Source organism: Pseudomonas sp. JUb42 (assembly GCF_024807945.1).
Taxonomy (GTDB): Bacteria; Pseudomonadota; Gammaproteobacteria; order Pseudomonadales; family Pseudomonadaceae; genus Aquipseudomonas.
Genome location: NZ_JANUFD010000009.1, coordinates 207,862 through 229,984 on the forward strand (window position 1 = coordinate 207,862; position 22,123 = coordinate 229,984).

Below are 22,123 nucleotides of genomic sequence, written 5' to 3' on the forward strand. Positions count from 1 at the left end.
GTTAATACAGTTACGTGATTACAACTGGATGTAGGCGATTCGTTAATAAAAGCCCTTGGTTTTATAAGCAGTTGTGCAACTCATTAATCAGCCCTCGCGTCCCGCTCGCAACTCTTGCCAGCGGATGACGGAACTGACACCCAGCTGGGTAATTATTTTGGGTGGAAGTTTGCTGGGCCCTGGTGCGCGGTTGAACTCATCGAGAAACGGCGACTGAGTCCCCGTTGCCAACTCGGCGGCCATCACGCCCGCCAAGGTGCTCTTGACTGTACCCAGGCCGTTTTCACAGCAGGCCGAGTACAGATTGTCTTCTATCTCACCGAATGCCGGAGCACTGTTGCGACTCAGGCACAGGCGCCCTGCCCAGCTGAATTCCAGCGGCGTCGATTTCAGCTCGGGGAAACGCAAATCCAGCGAATGGCGCTGCTCCTCGGCGATTTCAGCTACGCGCCTGGGCGAGACCTGAATGCTCGGGTCGTAAGTGAAACGGGTACGAATGACGATCCGCGACAGCCCTTCATGGGTAATCTTGCGTACCGTGGCGCCCATCGGGTCAGCGGGCAGCAAGGCCCAGTTCGGCTGGCCGCTCACCGGGCGCCCGAACTGCTGATGACTGTAAGCCGCAGTCATGGACGCATAGGTGAAGACATGCAGCAGGCGCCCGCCGAAATGACCAAAGTCTTCGATATGGCCGTTGACTGCCAGGATCACCTTTGGCGCCATCACCGATCCGCGATGGGACACCGCGCGCCAGTCATTGCCGACCCTGGACAGCTCAATGATCGGCGAGCGCTCAAACAGACTGATCTTGTCGCCCAGGCCAGCGGCCAGGTCGCGGATATATTGCGCCGGCTGAATCATCACCGCGCCGGGGGTGTATAGCCCGCCGTGGTAGTAGTTCGAGCCGGTGATCTCGCGCATCTGCGCAGCATCGAACAACTCGAAACGCTCACCGATACGCTTGAGCGAAGCGGCGTAGTTGATGTTCAGCTTGTCGCCGCGATCGGTTGCCGCTGCGTTGATCTTGCCCGACGGGTCGAAGGTCCCGGCGGACATGCCGTACTCCAGCGCAGCCTGCCCGGCAAAGCCGATGGCGAAGCGGTTCTGGGCAATTTCCAGTGCCGTGGCCGACTCCCCCGCCACCGAGTATTCACCCGACGACAGGCTGTGGGGCACGTCGATCATGAAGCCGGAGTTGCGCCCCGCCGGGCCCTTGGCAACTTCGTGGGCATCGACGACCACGATGCGCTCGCCGGGCCGCAGTTGAGCCAACCGGCGCGCAGCGGACAGGCCGGCGAAACCGGCGCCGATAATCAGCCAGTCTGCCGTCACGGCCCCATCAAGCATTTGGATGGGAGCCGTGCGCGTGGAAGTCGCCTCCCAGCCTGAAACCCCGGTGTCTACCGGCAGACGCTTGATGGTGTGGGTGCTCATTTTACGGTCTCATCAACCGACCGATCAGACACATCGATCCAGATGGTTTTGATTTCGGTGTACTGGTCGTGAGCGAACACCGACTTGTCGCGACCACCGAAGCCCGACTCCTTGTAGCCACCGAACGGCGTCGAGGCATCGCCTTCGCCGAAGCAGTTGACGGTGACGATCCCGGCGCGAATCTCGCGAGCCAGCTTGATCGCCTTGCGCAGACTGCCGGTGTAGACCGAAGCCGCCAGACCGTAAGCGGTATCGTTGGCCAGGGCGATGGCTTCGGAAATCGAGGTGAAGGTCGTGACCGACAGCACCGGTCCGAAGATTTCTTCCTGGAACAGACGGCTGTCACGGTCCACGCCATCGATCACGGTGGGTTGTACGAAAGCGCCGTCCTGGGTATCGCCGCCGTAGACCACGTCCAGTTTCCCGGCAATGGCGTATTCGAGGTAGGACTTCACTTTCTCGAAGTGATCGCTGCTGACCAGAGCGCCGACACGGTTCTGCGGGTCGAGGGGGTCACCCATTTTCCATTCGCGGATATAGGCACCCATGCGCTCGAGCAACTCGGCCTTGACCGACTCGTGCACCAACAGACGCGAGGTGGCCGAGCAGTTCTCGCCCATGTTCCAGAACGCGCCATTGACGATGTGCTCGGCAACCAGATCCAGGTCTTCGGCATCGTCCATGACCACGGCCGGGTTCTTGCCGCCACACTCCAGCACCACGCGCTTGAGGTTCGAATCCGCCGAGTAATGCAGGAAGCGGCGGCCGGTCGCGGTCGAACCGGTGAAGCTGATCATGTCGACGTCTTTGTGCAGACCGATGGGCTCGCCCACTTCCTTGCCGGTGCCCGTAACGATATTCAGCACGCCCGCTGGCACACCGGCTTCGAAGGCCAGTTCAGCGACACGCAGGGTGGTCAGGCTGGTCTGCTCGGCAGGCTTGACGATCACCGAGCACCCGGACGCCAGGGCCGGGCCGATTTTCCAGGCCAGCATCAGCAGCGGGAAGTTCCACGGCAGTACGCAACCGACCACACCGATAGGCTCACGCACGACCATGGTCAGGGCGTCATTGCCAACCGGGGCGGTGTGGTCATACAGCTTGTCGATGATTTCGGCATGCCAACGCAGGGTATGAATGGTGTCCGGTACATCGACCATCTGGCACTCACGCACCGGTTTGCCGCTGTCCAGGCTTTCCAGCACGGCCAGTTCATGGCGATTGTTTTCCAGCAATTTGGCGAACTTGAGCAGCACGGCCTTGCGCTCGCCCGGTGCCAGCAGTCGCCAGCGGCCATCGTCGAAGGCCTCCTTGGCTTTGCCCACGGCATAGTCGACGTCTTCGCTGGCACAGGCCGCAACATCGGTGAGGAACTCACCGGTCGCCGGGTTGATCGTGGCAAAAGTATTGCCCGACAGCGCCGGTTTGAACGAACCGTTGATAAAGGCATTGGAGGGGTACGACATCGACTGGGCGATGGCGGCATATTCGGCCGCAGTAAGCAGATCACGCATGGCTGGCTCCCGAAGTGATGTGGGCGACGGTGCGCTTCACGTTGGTGATGACGGTCTGAAGGCTGCGCTTGTCATCCGCGTTCAACGGACGCAACGGGGCACGCACATCACCGACTTTCAGGCCGTTCAATTCGCAGCCAAACTTGATGCATTGCACGAACTTGCCGCCGTCCAGGGCATTCATCAGCGGCATCATGGCCGACATGATCTGGCGCCCCTTGTCGAAGTTCTTCTCGACCACGCAGGCTTCATACAGCGCGATATGTTCCTTGGGCAGGAAGTTGGAACCGGCACAGACCCAGCTGCGCGCGCCCCAGGCAAAGAACTCCAGGGCTTGATCGTCCCAGCCGCAGGACAGCGCGATGTGCGGGAACTCGCGGGCCAGCAGGTGCACGCGGCCCATCTCACCGGAACTTTCCTTGATGGCGACAACGTTCTTCGACTTGCCGACACGCGCCAGATAGTCCTCGTTCATCTGCACGCACATGCGGCCCGGATAGTTGTAAAGCATGATCGGCATATTGGCAGCGCGATCGATGGTCAGGGCGTGAATGGCGTTTTCCTGATCGGTCGGCAGCGCGTACGGCGGCGTAGTGACCAGAATGGCATCGGCCTTGATTCGCTTGGCATCTTCGGCGAACAGCACGGCATCTTCGGTGCGAATGGCACCGGTGCCGATAATCAGCTGGGTGCGCGAGCCAATCACGTCCTTGGCCCGGGCGGCCAGTTTCAGGCGCTCTTCGGCGGTCTGCGCATAATATTCACCGGTGGAACCACCGATGATAATGCCATGCACTTTCGCCTCGACCAGAGACTCCAGCACTTCGCTGAAGACGCTCCAGTCTATTTCCCCATCGGGGGTATGAGGCGTTACCGCAGGCGTGTAAATACCTTCAAATCTCAAGACGATTTCTCCGAAGATGAATGACCGGGAATATCGACACGTGCATCGGTTTTAAGGCCTTGCGGGGCGATATACATTTCCATGTCTTCCCGGGACAGTTCCCAATGTTCAAACACAAGATCTACTACTGAACTTTCATCGCGCCGCTCAATGGCCTCAATGAACAAGTCGTGATGCCCGGCCGATTGATCGAGGCGCTCTTCCATCTGCTCGTTGTTCGGCCGGAAAAACGTGTAGCCGATCCGGGCGTGGTCGATCAGCAGGCGTTCCAGGCTCGGCTGCAGATACTGGTTGCCGGCCATTTCGCCCATGATTGCGTGAAAGCGGGTGTTCTCCACCGCCATGGCCAGGGCGTCACGATCGATCGTGGCCTTGCGAAAGCGGTACTGGGTTTCCTTTAACTCGATCAGTTGGCGCTGCTTGAAGTTCTGCACCGCCAGGCGACCGATCGCGGCATAGATCATTGGCGCAACCAGGAAGAAGTTGCGCAGGGTCGAATGATTCATGGGGATGACCCGGGCACCGCGGTTCTCGCGAATATCCAGATAACCCTCCCCCGCCAGACGCCGGAACACTTCGCGAACAGGGGTGCGGGACAGACCGTAGCGTTCGCTGAGAATGACCTCGTCCAGTGCTTCGTCAGGGTCCAGTTCCATGGTCAGGATCTGGCGCTTCAAGTCTTCGTAAAGAGTGCTTTTGCCGTTTTTCACAAACGACCTCCGGAAGTTGTTAGCCACGCTTTGTGGCTGGCCGATGGATGCAGATTCGCATGGGTCTATATGGCGGTCAATAGAATGTATTTCTTATGTATACATTGAAAATACTTAAAAAACACCGAGAGTATTTTTATTTTTCCTTTTTTTTCATGGAGTTAGCTTTCAGTGGAAAAGTAACGTGGTCGCTTACAGGAATGTGGCCTGTCGTTTTTTGAATAGATGCGGCGATGACCGGTGCGGGGCGATCAGGGGATGGTTGTTTCTGGCCGACAGGGTGGTGTGTGTTCGCGACATGGTTTTTGGGGAGACATAGTGTGGGACCGGCTTTAGCCGGGAAGACCGTGCGAGTCTGACGACGCTCTCCCGGCTAAAGCCGGTCCTACGATCGGGTGTTTACTGGGCGAAAGCGCGTTGTCAGAGGCGCCATGGCAGCGCCTGAAAAACCGCATTTCCATTCAGGCCGCTGCCGTCGAACGGTTGCACCGAATCTCCCTCCCCCCTATGATTCGCCCCGTCGCTGCATACCAGCGATCGGATTTGGCGATCCGAGTTCATGTATCCGCAACAGCTCCATGGCTACGTTGTCTGCCTTTTGTGCAGGCCACATCTATGGCGGCTGTGCGTGGGAGACCTTCGGGTCTGCCGGGTGCATGTAACCGGTTCGCCAACCCGCGTACAGCTGCCACCCTGCTTCGTTTGGCGACGAGACAGCGGCAGCTTCATCAAATCTGGAGTTACATGCATGACTCGCTATATACCGTTAAGCACCACCTGCAATACCGTCCTTTTCATCAACCCCGATGCCCCGTTAAGCGACCTGCACAGCGTCGCCTACGAGCGTCTGCTGGCCGTTAAGAACCTGATGCAATGCCTCGACGGCACCCGCAAGCCCGACCCCGAGGAACAGGACCTGTCCCACATCGCTCATGCGGCGAGCCTGCTATTGCAGGATGGTTGTGACGTGCTGGAGGTGATGGAGGTACGGTTGACCGATAGACCTGCGGGTTAATCGGACTGTGGGAGCCGGTTTGCTGGCGATTGAGATCTGGCAGGCGATATCGTCATTGAATGAACTGACCCCATCGCCAGCAAGCCGGCTCCCACAAAGAAAATCGCATTCCAACGCATCTGACGGCTCGGCCCTGCCACCCAGCCAAAAAAACTGAACCCTCGCAAACGCCCTCAGTCGACATTTCCATGCCGTCCGTTACGGCTGTTCCCAGCCCAACAATAAGGAATGTTAACCATGGCTCACTCTCTTCCTCAGGTTTTCAAAAGCAGCGCCCTGGCGCTCGCCCTCACTCTCGGCTGCCACAGCGCCTTCGCCGCCGAGAGCCCGCGCAGCTTTATCGATGATGCCTCGGCCGCCGGTGTCGGTGAGATCCAGGCCGGGCAACTGGCCCAGGAAAAAGGCGTCGCCGACGATATCAAAGCCTTCGGCGGCATGATGGTCGAGGACCATACCCTGGCCAATAACAAGCTCAAGGAAATCGCCCAGAGCAAAAAACTCGAGGTCTCCGAAGACCCGACCGTGATGGCTAAAATCAAGACCATGATTCTTGACCTGCGCAGCGCCAAATCCTTCGACCAGGCCTACGCCAACAATCAGGTCAAGGCCCATGAAGCGGCGGTCAAGCTATTCGAGGAAGAAGCGGCGGGCAGCGAGGACGCACAACTGCAAGCCTTCGCCAAAGAAACCCTGCCCAAGCTCAAAGAGCACCTGGCAAAAGCCAAGGAACTGGCAGCGGCTCATGGTGGGGATGCGGCGAAAGAATAAGGGGCGTCCTCGCAACGCCCCCTTCCCAGATCAGGCCCGCGCCGTCCCGCTGATCGCCCCATGCTTGGCGAGAGTAACGGGCGCTGCGGCCTGACTGATTTCAGGCTCCGGCTCGCCATTGAAAGCCCGGTTCATCTTCTCGGTATCCAGCGCACCGACCCACTTGGCAATGGCCAGGGTGCCGACGCCATTGCCAATGGTGTTGGTAATGGCCCGGGCTTCGGACATGAAGCGATCTACCCCAAGCAACAGGACCATGCCCGCCACCGGAATGGTGCCCAATGACGCCAGGGTTGCAGCGAGGATGATAAAGCCCGAGCCGGTAACCCCTGCCGACCCTTTGGAGGTGAACATCAGCACCGCCAGGACGATCAACTGATCGGTCAACGTCAGCGGCGTATTGGTGGCCTGGGCAATGAAGATCGCGGCGATGGTGTAGTAGATCGCCTGGCCGTCCGGATTGAAGGTCAGGCCCGAAGGAATGATCATCCCCGCCACCGGCTTTGACACCCCTGCCCGCTCCATTTTCGAGATCATTTGCGGCAATACCGATTCCGAGGAACTGGTGCCCAGCACGGTGAACAACTCCTCTTTGATAAAACGCAGGAACTTCCACAGGCTGAAGCCGCTGTAGCGACAGATCGGCCCCAGCACAAAGATCACGAACAGCGCACAGGTCAGGTAGACGCAGGCCATCAGCTTGCCAAGGGAAAACAGCGAACCGAAACCGTATTTGCCGATGGTAAAGGCGATGGCGCCGAAGGCGCCGATGGGTGCCAGGCGCATGACCATATTGACGATGCGAAACATGCCTTGCATCAGGCTGTCCAGGGCATCAACGAACACCTTGCCCCGTGGCCCGACCTGAGCGAGCGCGACGCCCAGCAAGATCGAGAACAGCAGGATCTGCAACACGTTGCCCTTGGCGAATGCGTCAACGATGGTGTCCGGGATGATGTTCATCACGAACTCCATGAAAGAGCTGTGCTTGGCCGCGCTTGTATAGGTGGCAAGGCTGGAGGTGTCCAGGCTCGCGGCATCGATGTTCATACCGGCGCCGGGCGTGAAGACGTCCACCACTATCAGCCCCAACACCAGGGCCAGGGTAGAGACCACTTCGAAATACAGCAGCGCGCGAAAACCGACGCGACCCAGTTCCTTCATGCTTTCCATGCGCGCGATACCCGAGACCACGGTGAGGAAAATCACCGGCGCCAGAAGCATTTTGATCAGCTTGATAAAGGCGTCACCCAAGGGTTTGAGCGACGTGGCAGTGTCGGGGAACAGCTCACCGACGAGGGCGCCGAGGATCACGGCGATAAGAACTTGTACGTAGAGTTTGCCAACTATTCTTTTCATGACAGGGCCCTGATTTTTTATTGTTGTCAGGAAATGCCAAGGGTGCAGAACTGCCCCTTGGCGCTATGCCGCAGTACTGTTTTGAATCAGCGGTTGATCAACTCCAGCACCGCATCGGTGATCTGCCGGGTGGTGGCGGTACCGCCCAGGTCCGGGGTGTGCAGACCGCTTTCGGTGACCGCCTCGATGGCCGCCATCAGTTGCCGGGCTGCTGCCGGTTCGCCGAGATGTTCGAGCATCATGGCCGCGGTCCAGAAAGTCGCGATGGGGTTGGCCACGCCTTTGCCGGTGATGTCGAAGGCCGAGCCATGGATGGGTTCGAACATCGACGGAAACTGCCGCGACGGATTGAGGTTGGCGGTGGGCGCAATGCCCAGGCTGCCGGACAGGGCTGCCGCCAGGTCAGAGAGAATGTCGGCGTGCAGGTTGGTAGCGACGATCACGTCCAGAGTCGCCGGCTTGAGCACCATGCGGGTGGTCACGGCATCGACCAGTTCCTTGTCGATGTGCACATCAGGGAAGTCCTTGGCCACCTCGTAGAAAATCTCGTCCCACAGCACCATTCCATGGCGCTGGGCGTTGGATTTGGTGACCATGGTCAGGTGCTTGCGCGGCCGGCTGCGGGCCAGTTCGAAGGCGAAACGATGAATACGCTCGACCCCGGCCCGTGTAAATACCGACACCTCGGTAGCCACCTCCTCCGGCAGGCCCCGGTGGACGCGACCGCCGTTGCCGGAGTACTCGCCCTCGGAGTTTTCCCGCACCACCACCCAGTCGATAAGGTGGCCGTTGTGCAGTGGACTTTTCACCCCCGGCAAAACCCGCGCCGGGCGAACGTTGGCGTATTGGTCGAAGCCCTGGCAGATCGGCAGGCGCAGGCCCCACAGGGAGATATGGTCGGGAACATTCAGAGCACCGACCGCACCGAAGAAAATCGCGTCGAAGGTTTTCAGCTCGGCCAGCCCGCCCTCGGGAATGTAGTAGCCGTCTTTCAGGTAATTGTCGGAGTTCCAGTCGAAGTGTTTGAAGTCCAGGGCAAAGCCGGATTTATTCGACAGTGCCTGCAACACCTCAACACCGGCGGCGATCACTTCCACGCCAATACCGTCACCGGGAACCGCAGCAATTCTGTATGCATTCATGATGGTTTCCACTCTCTCAACGTTCTTGTTTTACCTGGCGAACCGGACTGTTCAAGCAGGGGTTGAGGGGAGTATATGTAGTGACTTCAAAGCAGTGAGTTATTCAAAATCACTACATCCATAACTTTGAGTTACGAATGAATCAGACTCTGGATCTGTCGTTTTTCTACCTGCTGGCCAAACAAGGCAGCCTCGCCGCCACAGCCCGGGAACTGGGCGTGACGCCGCCCGCCGTGAGCAAGCGCTTGAGCACCCTGGAGGCGCGCCTGGGGATCCGCTTGGTCAATCGCACCACCCGTTCGATGAGCCTGACCACCGAGGGAGAGCTGTACTTCTCCCATGCCGCGCGCATCCTCACCCAGATCGATGAAGTGGAGCAGTTGGTCAGCAGCAGCCGTGCCACGCCCAAGGGCCTGATCAGGGTCAACGCCTCCCTGGGCTTTGGCCGCCGCTATATCGGCCCGGCTTTGGCCGCGTTCTTTGCGCGCTACCCGGAGGTGGAGATCCAGCTGGAAATCAGCGACCACCCGCTGGACCTGACCACCCACGGCTTCGACTTGGGCATTCGCTTCGGCAGCCTGCCGGACGCGGCCTTTCATGCGCGCAAGATCGCCTCCAACCGCAGGCTGCTGTGCGCTTCACCGCTGTACCTGGAAAAGCACGGCGTGCCAGAACGCCTGGCCGACCTGCAACAACACAACTGTATCTTCCTGCGCCAGAACGAAACGCCCTATGGCGTGTGGAGCTTCACCAACGGCGGGCGCACGCAGAACATCAAGGTGCGCGGCGCCCTGGGCTGCAACGATGGTGAAGTAGCACTGAACTGGGCGCTGGAGGGCTATGGCATTCTCTTGCGCGCCGAATGGGATATCGCCCGCTATCTACGCAGCGGCCGCCTGCGCCTGGTACTGGAAGACCAGACACCGACCCGGGCCGACGTCTACGCCGTCTACCCGCAGCAACTGCACCTGTCAGCCAGAGTGCGCAGCCTGATCGACTTTCTGGTCGAACGGTTTGAGCATATTGATCATCTGGGGGAGGATGAAGTGCATTGAATCGCTAGCTTCTGGCGTTGCCCGGATGCTTGGCAAAATGGGACCGATGGAGCGCGGTTTGCTCGCTCCCGCAGTGCAAACTCAATCACTGGCAATAACAGCTCATTCCTATCGGGTATTGGCAATGTCCGCATCTTGGGCAAACCCCTCCCCCAGATACTCGACAAACGCCCGCACCCGTGCCGACTGCCTACGATCCGGAGCAAACACTGCATGAATCGGCAATGTAGCGGTGGCGTAATCCTCCAGCACCGCCTTCACCCGCCCCGCCTGCAAATCCTCGCGAAACAGCCACGACGGCGACAGTGATAACCCGGCGCCGCTAAGCACCAGTTGCCGGATCGATTCGCTGTTATTGCTGCGCACATTGCCTTTGACCTGCACGGCCTGCCACTGACCATCGCGGGCAAAGCGCCATTGATCAAACTGCGCCAACTGGCTGAACACCAGGCAATTGTGAGCGGCCAGATCGGCGGGTATCAGCGGCAGCCCATGCTGCTCAAGATAGGCAGGCGCAACGAATACACCGCGCCGGGTCAGACCGATCTGGCGGGCGATCAGGCTGCTGTCCTTGAGTTCACCGATACGGATGGCGACATCAATGCCCTCACTGACGATATCAACGTTCTCGTCACTCAGTTGCAGGTCAATGGTCACATCCGGACAGCGCTGCAAAAAACCGTGCAAGCGCGGCGCAATCTGCACGCGGCCAAAGCTGCCTGACGAAGCGATGCGCAACGTGCCGGCCACTTGCTCCTGCCCGGTCTTGAAGCTCTGCTCGGCGCTGTCCACTGCGTTGAGGATTTGGCGGCAGTGCTCGTAGTAACGCTGACCTTCATCGGTGAGAAATAGCTGCCGAGTGCTGCGGGCAAACAGCCGCCCACCCAGGCGCTTTTCCAGCAGGCCGATCTGCTTGCTGATGGTCGGTTGGGTCACGCCGAGTTCCCGGGCCACTGCCGAGAAACTGCCTCGTTCCACCACCCGGACGAAGGTTGCCATGGCTTCCAGTGCGTCCATTCGCGCCTCATTTAGCGATGATCAGGAATAAATACTATAGCCATTTAGCCTCTTATCGAAATAAATGCAACGGCGCAGAGTAGCTCCACCGCCTAACATCAGAGGATTACCCCATGAGCCAGACCACCATGCACGCCGCCGTCGCCGTACAAGCCGAAGCGCCGTTGCAGCTGCAGGAACTGCCCATACCCGTGCCTCAGGCAGGCCAGGTATTGGTGAAAGTCATGGCCAGCGGCGTCAACCCGCTGGACACCAAGATCAGCCGCGGTCAGGGCGGCCACGCCCGTCAGCCGCTGCCTGCGGTGCTGGGCATGGATATGGCCGGCGTGGTCCAAGCCCTCGGGGCCGGAGTCAGTGCGTTCAAGATCGGTGACGAGGTATATGGCATGGTCGGCGGCATCGGCGGCCAGCAGGGCTCGCTGGCGCAGTACATGGCGGTGGACGCCGACCTGCTGGCACGCAAGCCGTATAACTTGAGCATGCGCGAAGCCGCCGCCCTGCCGCTGATTTTCATCACCGCCTGGGAAGGCCTGGTAGACCGGGCCAAGGTCCAGCCCGGACACCGCGTGCTGATTCACGGCGGTGCGGGCGGCGTTGGTCATATTGCTGTGCAGATCGCCAAGGCCCATGGCGCCAACGTATTTGCCACGGGCAGCGCCAGCAGCCGGGAAACCATTGAAGGCTTCGATGCCACCGCCATCGATTACCGCGAACAGACGCCCGCCCAATACATGGAGCAGTACAGCGCCGGGGAAGGTTTCGATATCGTTTATGACACGGTGGGCGGCGCTACCCTCGATGCGTCATTCAGCGTGGCGAAGGTCTACACCGGCCATGTCGTCAGTTGCCTGGGCTGGGGCGAACACAAGCTCGCGCCGCTGTCGTTTCGCGGGGCGACTTACTCAGGCGTATTCACCCTGCTGCCACTGCTGACCGGCAAGGGACGCAAGCATCACGGCGAGATCATGGCTGAAGCGACTCGCATGGCCGAGGCCGGGCAGCTGCGGGTTCGTCTGGATGATCGGCGCTTTACCCTGAATGACGTGAATGATGCCTACAGAGTCGTGGCAGAAGGCAACGCGGCAGGAAAAGTGGTGGTTGAGCTTCAGCCGTCCTCCGAGCGCAATTAAAAATTATCAGCGCCAGGGTGGCAATGACCTAGGGTAAAGGCGGATGCTTGCGCCCTCAATTTCTCTAGGAGTTCACCCGTGAAAGTCAGCGCCCGCAATGTTTTCAAAGGCACCGTCAGCCAGGTTCAGGCCGGTGCGGTCAATGCCGAAGTGGCCCTTACCCTGGCCGGTGGCGAGCAACTGGTGGCCGTGGTGACCATGGCCAGCGTGCAAAGCCTGGGCCTTGCCGTGGGCAAGGATGCGGTCGCGCTGATCAAGGCGCCGTGGGTCATGCTGATGACCGAAGCCAGTGATATCCGCCTGTCGGCGCGCAACTGCCTGGAAGGCAAGGTGGTTCGCGTCAACGAAGGCGCGGTGAACTCCGAAGTAGTCGTGCAACTGCCCGGCGGTACCGAGGTATTTGCCATCGTCACCCGCGATGCCGTCGAAGAACTGGGCCTGGCGCCGGGTGTCAGCGCCACCGCCGTAATCAAAGCCTCGCACATTATCCTTGGCGTGCCGGCCTGATCAGAGCAGGACGTCGCCCGTGGGTTGCAGTGGTGCCGGGGCTGGCTCGTCGAGCAGCTCCAGCACGGCAATTTCCAGGGTGCGGCACATGGCTTCCAGGGGCAGATCGTTGGGCTGCTTATCGAACGGATCAGCGATCTGATCACCCAGGGCATCTAGACCAAAAAAGGTGTAGGCCAGTACACATACGGCAAACGGCGTGAACCAGCCAATGGTATCGACCAGGCAAAACGGCAGCAGGAAGCAGTAGATATGCACGATGCGGTGCAGCATCAGGATGTAGGGATAGGGAATCGGCGTATTGCTGATGCGCTCGCAGCCGCCGAGCACCGAGGACAGCCGTGACAGCTGCTGATCGATATCCACCTGCACCACAGGACTGGTCTGCACTAGTTGGGTCGCCGCCATATAGCGCTTGCCCAGCTCGCCGAGCACGGCATTGGGCAGGCCGCTTTTCGGCGTGCCCGGATGCTCGTGGCCCTTGTCGATCCAGGCCTGAATCTCCGGGCTTTGCGGATCGGCGCGCAGGTCGTTTTTCAGTGCGCGGCTGAACACAATCAACCCTTCGGCAAGATCACGACGATGCTCACGGCTCAGGCCGGCTAACAGGCTGAGGCTCTGCCGGGTCAGGTTGCGGCTGACGATCAACAGCTCGCCCCAGAGCGTACGCGCCTCCCAGAATCTCTGGTAGGCCACGGTATTGCGAAAGCCGAGGAAGATCGCCAGGGTCAGCCCCCACAGGGTGAAGGGCGTGGCGGTAAGGATGACCTTGAAGTTGAACAGCGTACCGTGAATCGCCACCACCGCCGAACTGACCAGCACGGTAAACAGCACCTTGCGCCAGATGGCCGGAATGATCGAGCCCTTGAGGGAGAACAACAGGGTCAGGGTCGAGAGGGGTTTGGGGCGGATGATCAAGGGGAATTCCTGAATACATTGAACCGGCGGGCTTTTCTGCGGGACCGGCTTTAGCCGGGAAGCGCATTCCCGGCTAAAGCCGGTCCCACATTATTGACGCCAGACAACCGGGTTAGCCATATAGCGAATGGTCGCAGCCCCTAGCCCGCCGCTTTGCTTTTGCTTACCTGCAAAGGCGTGAGCAGCCGGTTGGCCTCAATCATGCCATTGATCAAATCAGTACAACGCTCGGTCGTCAGTTGCGGCTCATGACTGCGGTAGTGCTCGCACAGGCGCAATGCAGCGGCTTTGCCTTCAGCAAGGCTTGCCGCCCTTTCCAGAGCGGAACCGGCCAGGCATTGGCTCATCTGCGCAAACAGCTCATCACTCAAGGTCAGGCCATCAAGCACCGCCGCGCTGACCGTGAAGCCACTGCGTCGGGCCAGGGCAAACATATAGTTGGAGGCCGCCTCAAGGCGAATGCTCCCGCCCGGCATGGCCACGACCAGGGGAAAATACGGCGCCAGGGACGGCAAGATCCAGTTTGGATAGATCTCGGCCTGCCAGTAATTATTGGCCACGCGGATGAAGTGCCAGAAATTCTCCACCGGGGCAAAACGCGCCTCGTTGAACGGCAGGATCTCGACCTTGGGCTTGTGGCTGAATACCGTATCGTTGGACACATCGACATACAGACTGCCGACGACAAAGGCATTCTGGAAATACTCGCCACGCAAGTCGCCCCACACCTGGCGCACCGTGCCGCCCGCGCGCATGAACGCGAGCAAGGCGGCATGGCCCTGTGCGGCCGGGCCAGTAACCGTCAGGTGCTCGAGTTGGGTCAGGCAGCGCTCGGCCGCCTGGGAGATTTCCAGGCACTGGCCCAAAGGATACGGTTTGCCCAGCTTGCTCGGCTGCGCCTGGCTCAACGGCCCGTCGAGGCTGGCCCGCAGGCTCAGGCAGAACAGCTCCAGGGCCGCAAGATGCGGCAGCAGGTGCTGTTCAGTCAGGGCCTGTTCCCGCAGGGAGTCGACTATCCGCGGCTCGTTGGGTAGCAGTGGCTGTGCGCTCAAGCGAGCCTCGGCAGGTCAGACAAACGTCAGCGTACCCGTGCCACCGCCCGTCATCCCGCTCAGATCGGTCACGCCTGACACCTTGACCACAATATCAGCGGCATCGATCCCGACTGTAGAATTGTTGTAAACGATGTATGAGTCCAAGCCATACACAAACCACTTCGTGGTATTGGCAGTATCGGCGGCAGTATTCAGAGCCTGAGTCACTGTCTGCCCACCCGCGATCGGGACCGCTGCACTGACAAAGGTATTGTTCCCACCGAATTGCAACTTGTCACCCGTACGCGCGTCGGTGATGGTGGTGAATTGCGGATTGCTTGCATCTCTCACCGTTGCGTTTGCAAGGGAAATCGTATCAGCACCCGCACCGGTCGTTACAGAAGTACCGAGTGAACCGGACACCGCAGAAGTCGTCACGCTAAAGTAATCATTGCCCGTACCGCCCTTGATGATAAGGGCTGCTTGAGATCCGCTTGCGGGCGCTGTAACAGTAATAACCTGATTACCGGTAGCTGCCGAGCCATCGATACTGGTGAGTTGCGAAGCACCGCCTATACCGGTTTGCGCACCTATCGTCAGGAAGATTAACTCACTCCCGGTAATCACCAGGGACTTGAGCGCATTATCCACAATGCTCAGACTGTTTTGGGAGTTGGCGATGCCGCCGGACTTGACATTGATGGTCTCGATACCCTGAGAAGCCACCGTGCCCGCATTCGACTGGGTGCCGGCAACGTTGCTGAAGTTGAAGTTAAGAACATCGTTGCTGCCGGTCACGTTGCCGAAGTTCAAAGTCAGGTTGCTGGAGGACGAATTGGCAATCAGGTTCACATTGAAACCGGTTGGCGTATCGACCACGTTATTAAGGACTACCGTTGGGGCCACCGCATTACCGGAAAGCACCACGCCGGTGATGGTCGAGTTGCTCAGTTGCCCAACGTCCAGCGCCCCGCTATTGGCACCGCTGCCCAGATCCAGCAGCTCGAAGTTCTTGAAGATTGCGCCGTTGCCTGCGCCCACGAGACTCGCCGACATAGTGTCGATACCAGCACCGCCGTCGATGCTGCTCGCTGAGCCCAGCAACGAGGTGCCCAGGATGCGGTCTGCCCCGGAGCTGCCGACTACGGTCTGGATATTACTGCTGCTCAGGGCAATGGTCAGCCCGCCACTGTTGGCCGATGCGTCGATTTTCGCGCCGTCGAAGCCCAGCGTGCTGCTCAGATCGACCTTGCCCGCGCCGGTCACGGTCAACGACGCTGTGGATTTATAGTCAGCCGCTTGTAGCGTGGCGGTCAGGTCGGTGGTGGCATTGATTGTCAGGCTGCTGAAGCTGTCCGCGCCACCCAGCGAGATCGTACTCACCTTGTTGGCCGCACCGGTAGAGGCAATGGTTGCCGTCGTAGCGGTGGTGGAAGTATTGCTGATAGTGGCCGCCCCTTGCACGCCACCGTCCAACAGGAGGCTGACGGTATCGCTGTTGTTGGCCATGTTGAATGCAACATTACCCACCGAGGTGACCTTGTTGCCCAATACGGCCACGGTGGTGCCGGTTTGCAGGCCGGTAAAGCTCACAGCCGCCGTCGAGACGTTACTCGCCACGGTTGAAAGGCCGGTAACCCCTGACAGGTTATAGAGGGAAAGACCGCCACCCGTATGCTGGTCGCGGATCGACAGCTTCTCGATATTGCTCAGGGACACGGTTGGCCAGGTGGCTGTCGCCGCGCCCTGCACGGTGACCGTCAGCGCGTCGGTGCCCGAGCCGCCATCAAGAAAGTCCTTGAAGTTCAGCGTACTGTTGCCCGGGGTTACGGAGTCAATAATCCCCGTGAACGTGTCATCGCCGGCCGTACCGGTCAGGCTCTCGGAAGCGGTCGTCAATACGTAGGTAGCACCCACCGGCGCAGTGGGCGTTACCGGTGGTGTAGTAGTCGTCGGAACAGTGGTACCGGTAGCCGTAGCCACCGAGTTGAGCAAGCTGCTCGTGGCGGTGTTCACCGAAGCCTGGGTCGAATCCACCGAGGTCAGGTACGCGCGGCCATAGGCGGCGGCAATCGCGCCGCTGTAGCCAGTGATTTCCGCCGTGGTGTCGATCTGCGCGGTGAAGGCCTTGGCCATGGCCAGCTTGTTGGCCACCGCCGAAGCGTCGCCCGGCCCGGCCGACGACTGAATCTGATACGCCGCCTGGGCCTGGGTGACGGTGCCGCTGTCAATCTGCTGTGTCCAGTACGCCAGCCCGGCCGCTTCCGGCAGACGGTTGAACAGGTTCAAGTAAATGGCACTGACTTTTTGCGCCGTCGGCACACCCGCGTACAGCGCATTGGACTCGGACGACGCGGCAAACCCGGCAATCACCGCGGCGACACTGCCATTGGCCGCATCGACCTGACTGGCCCAATAGTTAAGCCCGACCGGATCGGCAGGACGACCAAAGTAAGCGATATACAACTGCTGGATTTGATCGAAATAAGTGGAAGCGGCCATGTTTTTTTCCCGGCGTCAGGTCATCAATGCTGGCAATCTAACATGCGTCAATGTTGGAAGAAACACCGCCGGTCTCCCGCAAGCCCTCGTATTTCAAGGGTTTAACTTGGTGTAATACTGACTGCCGCCGCAAACAATGGCGCCAACTGTTCCGCTGGTAGTGCCTTGCTGAAATGAAAACCCTGCACTTCATCACACGGGTGACGCTGCAGGCATTCCAGTTGTTCGAGGGTCTCCACGCCTTCGGCCGTGACCCGGATACCGAGGGCGCGCCCCAGGTCGATGACCGCCTGAACGATGGCCTGATCGGTGCCATGGTCGATCAGGTGGGTGATGAAGCTGCGGTCGATCTTGATGCCATCCAGCGGGTAGCTGCGCAGGTAGGCCAGGGATGAGAAGCCGGTGCCGAAATCGTCCAGGCTCAGGCGTACGCCCAAGGCCTTGAGGCCGTGCAGGGTGCTGAGGGCGCCCTGGGTATTTTCCAGAAACACCCGTTCAGTGATTTCCAGCTCAAGGCGTGAAGCGGGCAAGGCGCTGCTGGCCAGTGCCTCGCTGACACTGGCGACGATATCTTCGCTATCACTGAACTGGCACGGCGACAGGTTGACCGACAAGCCAATGTGATCCGGCCAGTTCATTGCCTCGCGGCAGGCATGCTCCAGCACCCAGCGCCCCAAGGGCAGGATCAGCCCCGTGTCTTCGGCCAATTCGATAAACACGTCCGGCGCCAGCAAGCCTTGGCGTGGGTGCTGCCAACGCACCAGCGCCTCGAAGCTGCGTAAACTGCCGTCGACCGTGGCGTAGCGCGGTTGGTAGTGCACGCGCAACTGGCCTTCGCGCAAGGCCTGGCGCAGTTCCTGTTCGAGCTGCTGACGGGCGAGCAGTTGCGCGCTCATGGTTTCGTCATACAGGCACCAGGTATTGCGCCCATCGGCCTTGGCCTTATACAGGGCGATATCACCCATGCGCAGCAGTTCGCTCGCGCTGTGCCCATGCTGCGGCGCCAGCGCAATGCCAATACTGGTGCCGACGGCAACCGTATGGCCGTCGAGGTGAATGGCATGACACAACCGGCCCACCAGATGGGTACAAAAATCGCTGATCGCCGCCTGATCCAGACCGCCGGGAACGACCACGATGAACTCGTCCCCGCCCAGACGCGCGACCATGCCGTCCGCCGCAACCGCGTCATGCAAGCGCCGCCCGACTTCTTGCAGCACCTGATCACCGGCGGCGTGACCCAGGGCGTCGTTGATGGGCTTGAAACGGTCCAGGTCGAGACTGAGCAGCGCCAGGGGCTGTGGGGTTTGCTGATCGAGTTGGCTGGCGAGGAACTGATGCAACTGGTAGCGATTGGGCAAACCGGTGAGCGAGTCATGCAGGGACAAATGATGCGCTTGGGCCTGGCTGCTGCGCAGCGCATCGATTTGCGCATCGATCTGCCGGGCCGAGGCAAGGGCGTAGCGCAGCAGTACGATCAATACGCCGGCCAAGGCCAGGACCCCGGCGATAAACAGAGGCAGGGTCTGTTGCAGCAAGCCCATGCCCGGCTGCGGCGCGCGCCAGTTGAGCAAGATGTTCGACTCCAGCAACGGCATGCTTTCATGATCGGCCATGGGCTCGCGGGAAACCGTCATGCCCGGCAGGCCATAGGTTTCGCTCAAGTGGTTGAGCTTGGCGGCATCGAGCACCGACACGAATATCATCACCGAAGCCGGGCCAGGGGTGACCTCAATCAGCGGATCCCAACCCGGCGAGATACTAGAAGCGGCAACCAGGGCCGGGATTCCGGCTACCCGCAGGGCACGGACCACACCGTCGTTGTCGTTGGTCGACGCCCGTGCCGCAGCGATCAGGCCGTTGAGATCGCCTTCCAGCCAGTCGCTGGCCTGGATATCCGAGGCCTTGCCATCGATCACGGCATAGACAGTACGGTCCTGAGGGCTGACGACCAGCACACCGTTGTAACCATACAAATCGTAGGGGATGTCACCAACATTGCGCTGATCGTCGGCCCAGACCTTGTCCACCGTCATATGCAAGTGTTTGTAGGCCTCGCCCCACTTGCTGTAGTTGATGATGTTGCGTCCCACCTCATTGCGCACCTGGTCCAGGGTGCGGGCAATGAACATGCGTGAGCGCTGCTGCACGTCGAGGTCCTGGCTCAGGGCATTCTTGACCAGCAGATAGCCACCCAGGCCGATCAGCAGCAATAAGGCGCAGATGGCCGGAAGCAGACGCAGGATCAGTTGATGGCTGCGGCGGGTGGCATCCCAGGCAAAAGTGGGTTTGAACATGGCGACGGACTGGCTGGTAATTGCATATGGCTATCCTACCCGGCGCCTTGGGGTTGGGCCAGTTGTTAGCTTTCAACGGCGAGATTTAACGGCATGTCAGAACCATTGGAGCCGGGCTTGCCCGTGAAGAGGTCGGTACATTCAAAAATATTCCAAACCGAGACCATAGCTTTCGCGGGCAAGCCTCGCTCCAACCTAAACTGCGTTAAACTGCGCGCCTTTCGGGCAGCCCTTCTGCCCACTCTGCCCAGTAAGCCTGCCCCATGCCTATTGATTTCAGTGTCGACCCGCTCACCCTGGCCGCTCTGGCGGTCGTCGCCTTTGTTGCCGGTTTCATCGATGCCATTGCCGGTGGCGGCGGTCTGTTGACCACCCCAGCCCTGATGACCGCCGGCCTGCCGCCGCATCTGGTGCTGGGCACCAATAAGCTTAGTTCGACCTTTGGCTCGGCCACCGCCAGTTTCACCTTCTACCGGCGCAAACTGTTCGCGCCCCGGCAATGGCGCCGTGCCCTGATCGGCACGGCCATCGGCGCCCTGATTGGCGCGGTGATCGCTCAGTATCTGCCCGCCGCCTGGCTGAACCAGATGCTGCCCGTCATCGTCTTCGCCTGCGGCCTGTACCTGCTGTTTGGTGGCACGCCCAAAGCGCCGCTGGACAGCGATGCGCCGATCAAGAAGAAGTGGCAACTGCCCCAAGGTCTTGGCCTGGGTTTCTATGACGGTGTTGCCGGGCCGGGCACGGGGGCGTTCTGGACGGTCAGCAGCCTGCTGATCTACCCGCTCGACCTGGTCAAGGCCAGCGGCGTGGCGCGCAGCATGAACTTCGTCAGCAATGCCGCAGCCTTGTCGGTGTTTATCTTCACTGGCCAGGTCAACTGGCTGCTTGGCCTGACCATGGGCTCGGCGCTGATGGTCGGCGCCTTCCTTGGCGCCCGCACGGCGATCAAGGGCGGTGCCAAATTCATCCGCCCGGTATTTATCACTGTGGTTCTGGGCCTGACCTTACGCCTGGCCTGGCAGCACTGGTACGTCGGTGCCTAAGCGGCGCGCCACGTAGCTGTCGATCAGGTAACGGGCGATGGAGCGCCCGGCCGGCAGCGGCGGCAGATCGTGAACCGAAAACCATTGTGCGTCTTCGATTTCATCGGCCTGTGGCACGATCTCGCCGCTTTCATACTCGGCATGGAAACCCAGCATCATCGAATGCGGGAACGGCCAGCACTGGCTGCCCATGTACTGAATATTCCTGACCTTGACCTGCACCTCTTCCATCACCTCGCGGTGCACGCAGTCTTCGACCGACTCGCCCGGCTCGGCAAACCCGGCCAGGGTGCTGTAGACCCCGGTAACGAAACGTGGCGAGCGAGCCAGCAGGATCTCGTCGCCTCGGGTGATCAGCACGATCATGCTCGGCGAGATTCGCGGATAGAAGCGCAGGTTGTCATGCTCGCAGTACATGGCGCGCTCGCCGGGGATCTGCGTGGTGGGCCGACCGCAAGCCCCGCAAAAGCGATGCTCCCGGGCCCAGGTGCTGATCTGCGCGGCGTAGCCGAGTTTCTGGTAGACATCGAAGTCACCCTGCAACATGAACTGGCGCAGGCCCTGCCAGTTGCAGCCCTCGACCTCCTCGGCCTGGCTGACCACCAGCAGGTATACCGGTTCGCCATCGAAATGACCGATACCATGCTCGCTGATCACCGCCAGTTCCTGACGCTTGAGCCATTCACGGGGAAACATCACACCGTTGCCGTCCAGCAGGAACCCCTGGTCACTGTGGACGACCGCCCAACCGCCCGGAACTTCGATATCCAGTACGGCAGTTGTCCAACGCTTCGGGCGGGTCATGAAAAAACTCCTCTGCTTTAAAGGGTCGCGATATATCTCGCTACCTTACACGGACTCAGTCCTCAAAGCGGGGCTTTTGCTTGGCCATGTGGGCGGCCATCGCCAGCTTGAGGTCTGCCGATTGCAGCATGGCGGAGTTCCAGATGGCAACGTGTTCGAGACCGTCTGCGATCGTGTGATCACGCATATAGGTGATCATTTCCTTGGTCCCGGCAATGGCGATCGGCGATTTGGCGGCGATTTCCCGGGCAATGGCAAAGACGCCGTCGAGCAGCGCCGGCTGATCGGCAAAGGTGCGATTGACCAGGCCGATGCGCTGGGCTTCCTCGGCACCGACGTTGCGCCCGGTGTAGGCCAGCTCACGCATCATGCCGTCGCCAATGATACGCGGCAGGCGCTGCAGGGTGCCGACGTCGGCGGCCATGCCCATATCGATCTCACGGATGGAGAACTGCGCATCCTCAGCGGCATAACGCATGTCACACGCCGAGATCAGGTCGATGGCGCCGCCGATGCAATAACCCTGGATGGCCGCCAGAACCGGCTTGCGGCACTTGTCCACGGCAGTGAACGATGCCTGCAACCGGCGAATCTTGCGCTGCAGAATGCGCGCATTACGGCCCGCATCCTTGCCCAGCTCGTTGGCCACCGAGGCCAGCATCATCAGGTCGATGCCGGAAGAAAAGTGCTTGCCTGCGCCGCTGAGGACCACGACCCGCACTTCGTCGGTGTCGTCGGCCCACTGAAAAATCTCGATGATTTCCGACCAGAACGCGGTGTTCATGGCGTTGATCTTCTCGGGCCGGTTGATCTGCACGTGGGCAATGTTATCGGTCAGTTCAACCAGAAAGGCTTGATAGTCAGGCACGGCGACAGTCCTTATCGAACGAGGGGAAAGGTCTTGGACTATAACAATGCTGATGGCGCCGTCGCAGGGCGTGGTTGTGCCATTTCCCGGACTCGGACGTTT

Annotated in this window: 19 protein-coding genes; 6 read left to right on the plus strand and 13 right to left on the minus strand. The window is 60.1% G+C overall.

Annotated features, from left to right (window positions below; translation table 11 throughout):
* Window positions 1–87 precede the first annotated feature (87 nt).
* From M2401_RS19425 to M2401_RS19440, 4 genes are read right to left on the minus strand one after another with little or no spacing between them, the layout of a single operon-like run.
* Window positions 88–1,434, minus strand: coding sequence for an FAD-binding oxidoreductase (locus M2401_RS19425; RefSeq protein ID WP_259105204.1), 1,347 nt, complete (start codon window positions 1,432–1,434; stop codon window positions 88–90).
* Window positions 1,431–2,948: an aldehyde dehydrogenase gene (locus M2401_RS19430; RefSeq protein WP_259105206.1), complete on the minus strand. Its 1,518-nt coding sequence runs from the start codon at window positions 2,946–2,948 to the stop codon at window positions 1,431–1,433. Before M2401_RS19430 ends, M2401_RS19425 begins: the two co-directional genes overlap by 4 nt.
* Window positions 2,941–3,852, minus strand: a complete 912-nt coding sequence (locus M2401_RS19435; protein ID WP_259105208.1) for a dihydrodipicolinate synthase family protein — start codon at window positions 3,850–3,852, stop codon at window positions 2,941–2,943. Before M2401_RS19435 ends, M2401_RS19430 begins: the two co-directional genes overlap by 8 nt.
* Entirely contained in the window at window positions 3,849–4,562 is a 714-nt protein-coding gene (locus M2401_RS19440; protein ID WP_259105210.1) for a GntR family transcriptional regulator, read from the minus strand. Before M2401_RS19440 ends, M2401_RS19435 begins: the two co-directional genes overlap by 4 nt.
* 748 nt (window positions 4,563–5,310) lie before the next feature.
* Between M2401_RS19440 and M2401_RS19445 the strand changes: the two genes are divergently transcribed.
* Together M2401_RS19445 and M2401_RS19450 are read left to right on the plus strand one after the other, a co-directional pair.
* Entirely contained in the window at window positions 5,311–5,577 is a 267-nt protein-coding gene (locus M2401_RS19445) for a hypothetical protein (RefSeq protein WP_259105212.1), read from the plus strand.
* A 237-nt stretch (window positions 5,578–5,814) separates the two neighbouring features.
* Entirely contained in the window at window positions 5,815–6,345 is a 531-nt protein-coding gene (locus M2401_RS19450) for a DUF4142 domain-containing protein (RefSeq protein WP_259105214.1), read from the plus strand.
* Between the two features lie 30 nt (window positions 6,346–6,375).
* On the opposite strand, the gene M2401_RS19455 is transcribed toward M2401_RS19450, so the two are convergent.
* A complete protein-coding gene (locus tag M2401_RS19455) occupies window positions 6,376–7,704 on the minus strand; it encodes a dicarboxylate/amino acid:cation symporter (RefSeq protein WP_259105216.1) in 1,329 nt (442 codons plus the stop codon).
* A gap of 86 nt (window positions 7,705–7,790) precedes the next feature.
* The gene (locus tag M2401_RS19460; RefSeq protein ID WP_259105217.1) at window positions 7,791–8,846 is read right to left on the minus strand and encodes a tartrate dehydrogenase; all 1,056 of its coding nucleotides are present in this window, start codon (window positions 8,844–8,846) and stop codon (window positions 7,791–7,793) included.
* Between the two features lie 137 nt (window positions 8,847–8,983).
* On the opposite strand from M2401_RS19460, the gene M2401_RS19465 reads away from it, so the two are divergent.
* The gene (locus M2401_RS19465; protein WP_259105218.1) at window positions 8,984–9,901 is read left to right on the plus strand and encodes a LysR family transcriptional regulator; all 918 of its coding nucleotides are present in this window, start codon (window positions 8,984–8,986) and stop codon (window positions 9,899–9,901) included.
* 108 nt (window positions 9,902–10,009) lie between these two features.
* Here the strand turns inward: M2401_RS19465 and M2401_RS19470 are convergent, their stop codons facing one another.
* Window positions 10,010–10,918: a LysR family transcriptional regulator gene (locus tag M2401_RS19470; RefSeq protein WP_259105219.1), complete on the minus strand. Its 909-nt coding sequence runs from the start codon at window positions 10,916–10,918 to the stop codon at window positions 10,010–10,012.
* Window positions 10,919–11,031: 113 nt separating this feature from the next.
* On the opposite strand from M2401_RS19470, the gene M2401_RS19475 reads away from it, so the two are divergent.
* Both M2401_RS19475 and M2401_RS19480 read left to right on the plus strand, forming a co-directional pair.
* Window positions 11,032–12,048 (plus strand): zinc-dependent alcohol dehydrogenase family protein, encoded by a 1,017-nt coding sequence (locus M2401_RS19475; protein ID WP_259105221.1) that lies wholly within the window; start codon window positions 11,032–11,034, stop codon window positions 12,046–12,048.
* A gap of 78 nt (window positions 12,049–12,126) precedes the next feature.
* The gene (locus M2401_RS19480) at window positions 12,127–12,555 is read left to right on the plus strand and encodes a molybdopterin-binding protein (protein ID WP_259105222.1); all 429 of its coding nucleotides are present in this window, start codon (window positions 12,127–12,129) and stop codon (window positions 12,553–12,555) included.
* On the opposite strand, the gene M2401_RS19485 is transcribed toward M2401_RS19480, so the two are convergent.
* The 4 genes from M2401_RS19485 to M2401_RS19500 all read right to left on the minus strand — a co-directional run bounded on the left by M2401_RS19485 (window position 12,556) and on the right by M2401_RS19500 (window position 19,306).
* Window positions 12,556–13,473, minus strand: coding sequence for a bestrophin family protein (locus M2401_RS19485; protein WP_259105223.1), 918 nt, complete (start codon window positions 13,471–13,473; stop codon window positions 12,556–12,558).
* 140 nt (window positions 13,474–13,613) lie between these two features.
* Window positions 13,614–14,525, minus strand: a complete 912-nt coding sequence (locus tag M2401_RS19490) for a hypothetical protein (protein WP_259105225.1) — start codon at window positions 14,523–14,525, stop codon at window positions 13,614–13,616.
* Between the two features lie 15 nt (window positions 14,526–14,540).
* On the minus strand, window positions 14,541–17,009 hold the full coding sequence (locus M2401_RS19495; RefSeq protein ID WP_259105226.1) for a DUF4214 domain-containing protein: 2,469 nt from the start codon (window positions 17,007–17,009) through the stop codon (window positions 14,541–14,543).
* Window positions 17,010–17,110: 101 nt separating this feature from the next.
* A complete protein-coding gene (locus M2401_RS19500) occupies window positions 17,111–19,306 on the minus strand; it encodes an EAL domain-containing protein (protein ID WP_259105228.1) in 2,196 nt (731 codons plus the stop codon).
* 263 nt (window positions 19,307–19,569) lie between these two features.
* Here M2401_RS19500 and M2401_RS19505 point away from each other — a divergent pair, with 263 nt between their 5' ends.
* Complete coding sequence (locus tag M2401_RS19505) at window positions 19,570–20,349, plus strand: TSUP family transporter (RefSeq protein ID WP_259105230.1); 780 nt, start codon at window positions 19,570–19,572, stop codon at window positions 20,347–20,349.
* Here M2401_RS19505 and nudC read toward each other — a convergent pair.
* Together nudC and M2401_RS19515 are read right to left on the minus strand one after the other, a co-directional pair.
* Window positions 20,311–21,153 (minus strand): NAD(+) diphosphatase, encoded by an 843-nt coding sequence (nudC, locus tag M2401_RS19510; protein ID WP_259105232.1) that lies wholly within the window; start codon window positions 21,151–21,153, stop codon window positions 20,311–20,313. The genes M2401_RS19505 and nudC overlap by 39 nt on opposite strands.
* Before the next feature lie 55 nt (window positions 21,154–21,208).
* Entirely contained in the window at window positions 21,209–22,021 is an 813-nt protein-coding gene (locus tag M2401_RS19515; RefSeq protein ID WP_259105234.1) for a crotonase/enoyl-CoA hydratase family protein, read from the minus strand.
* Window positions 22,022–22,123 lie beyond the last annotated feature (102 nt).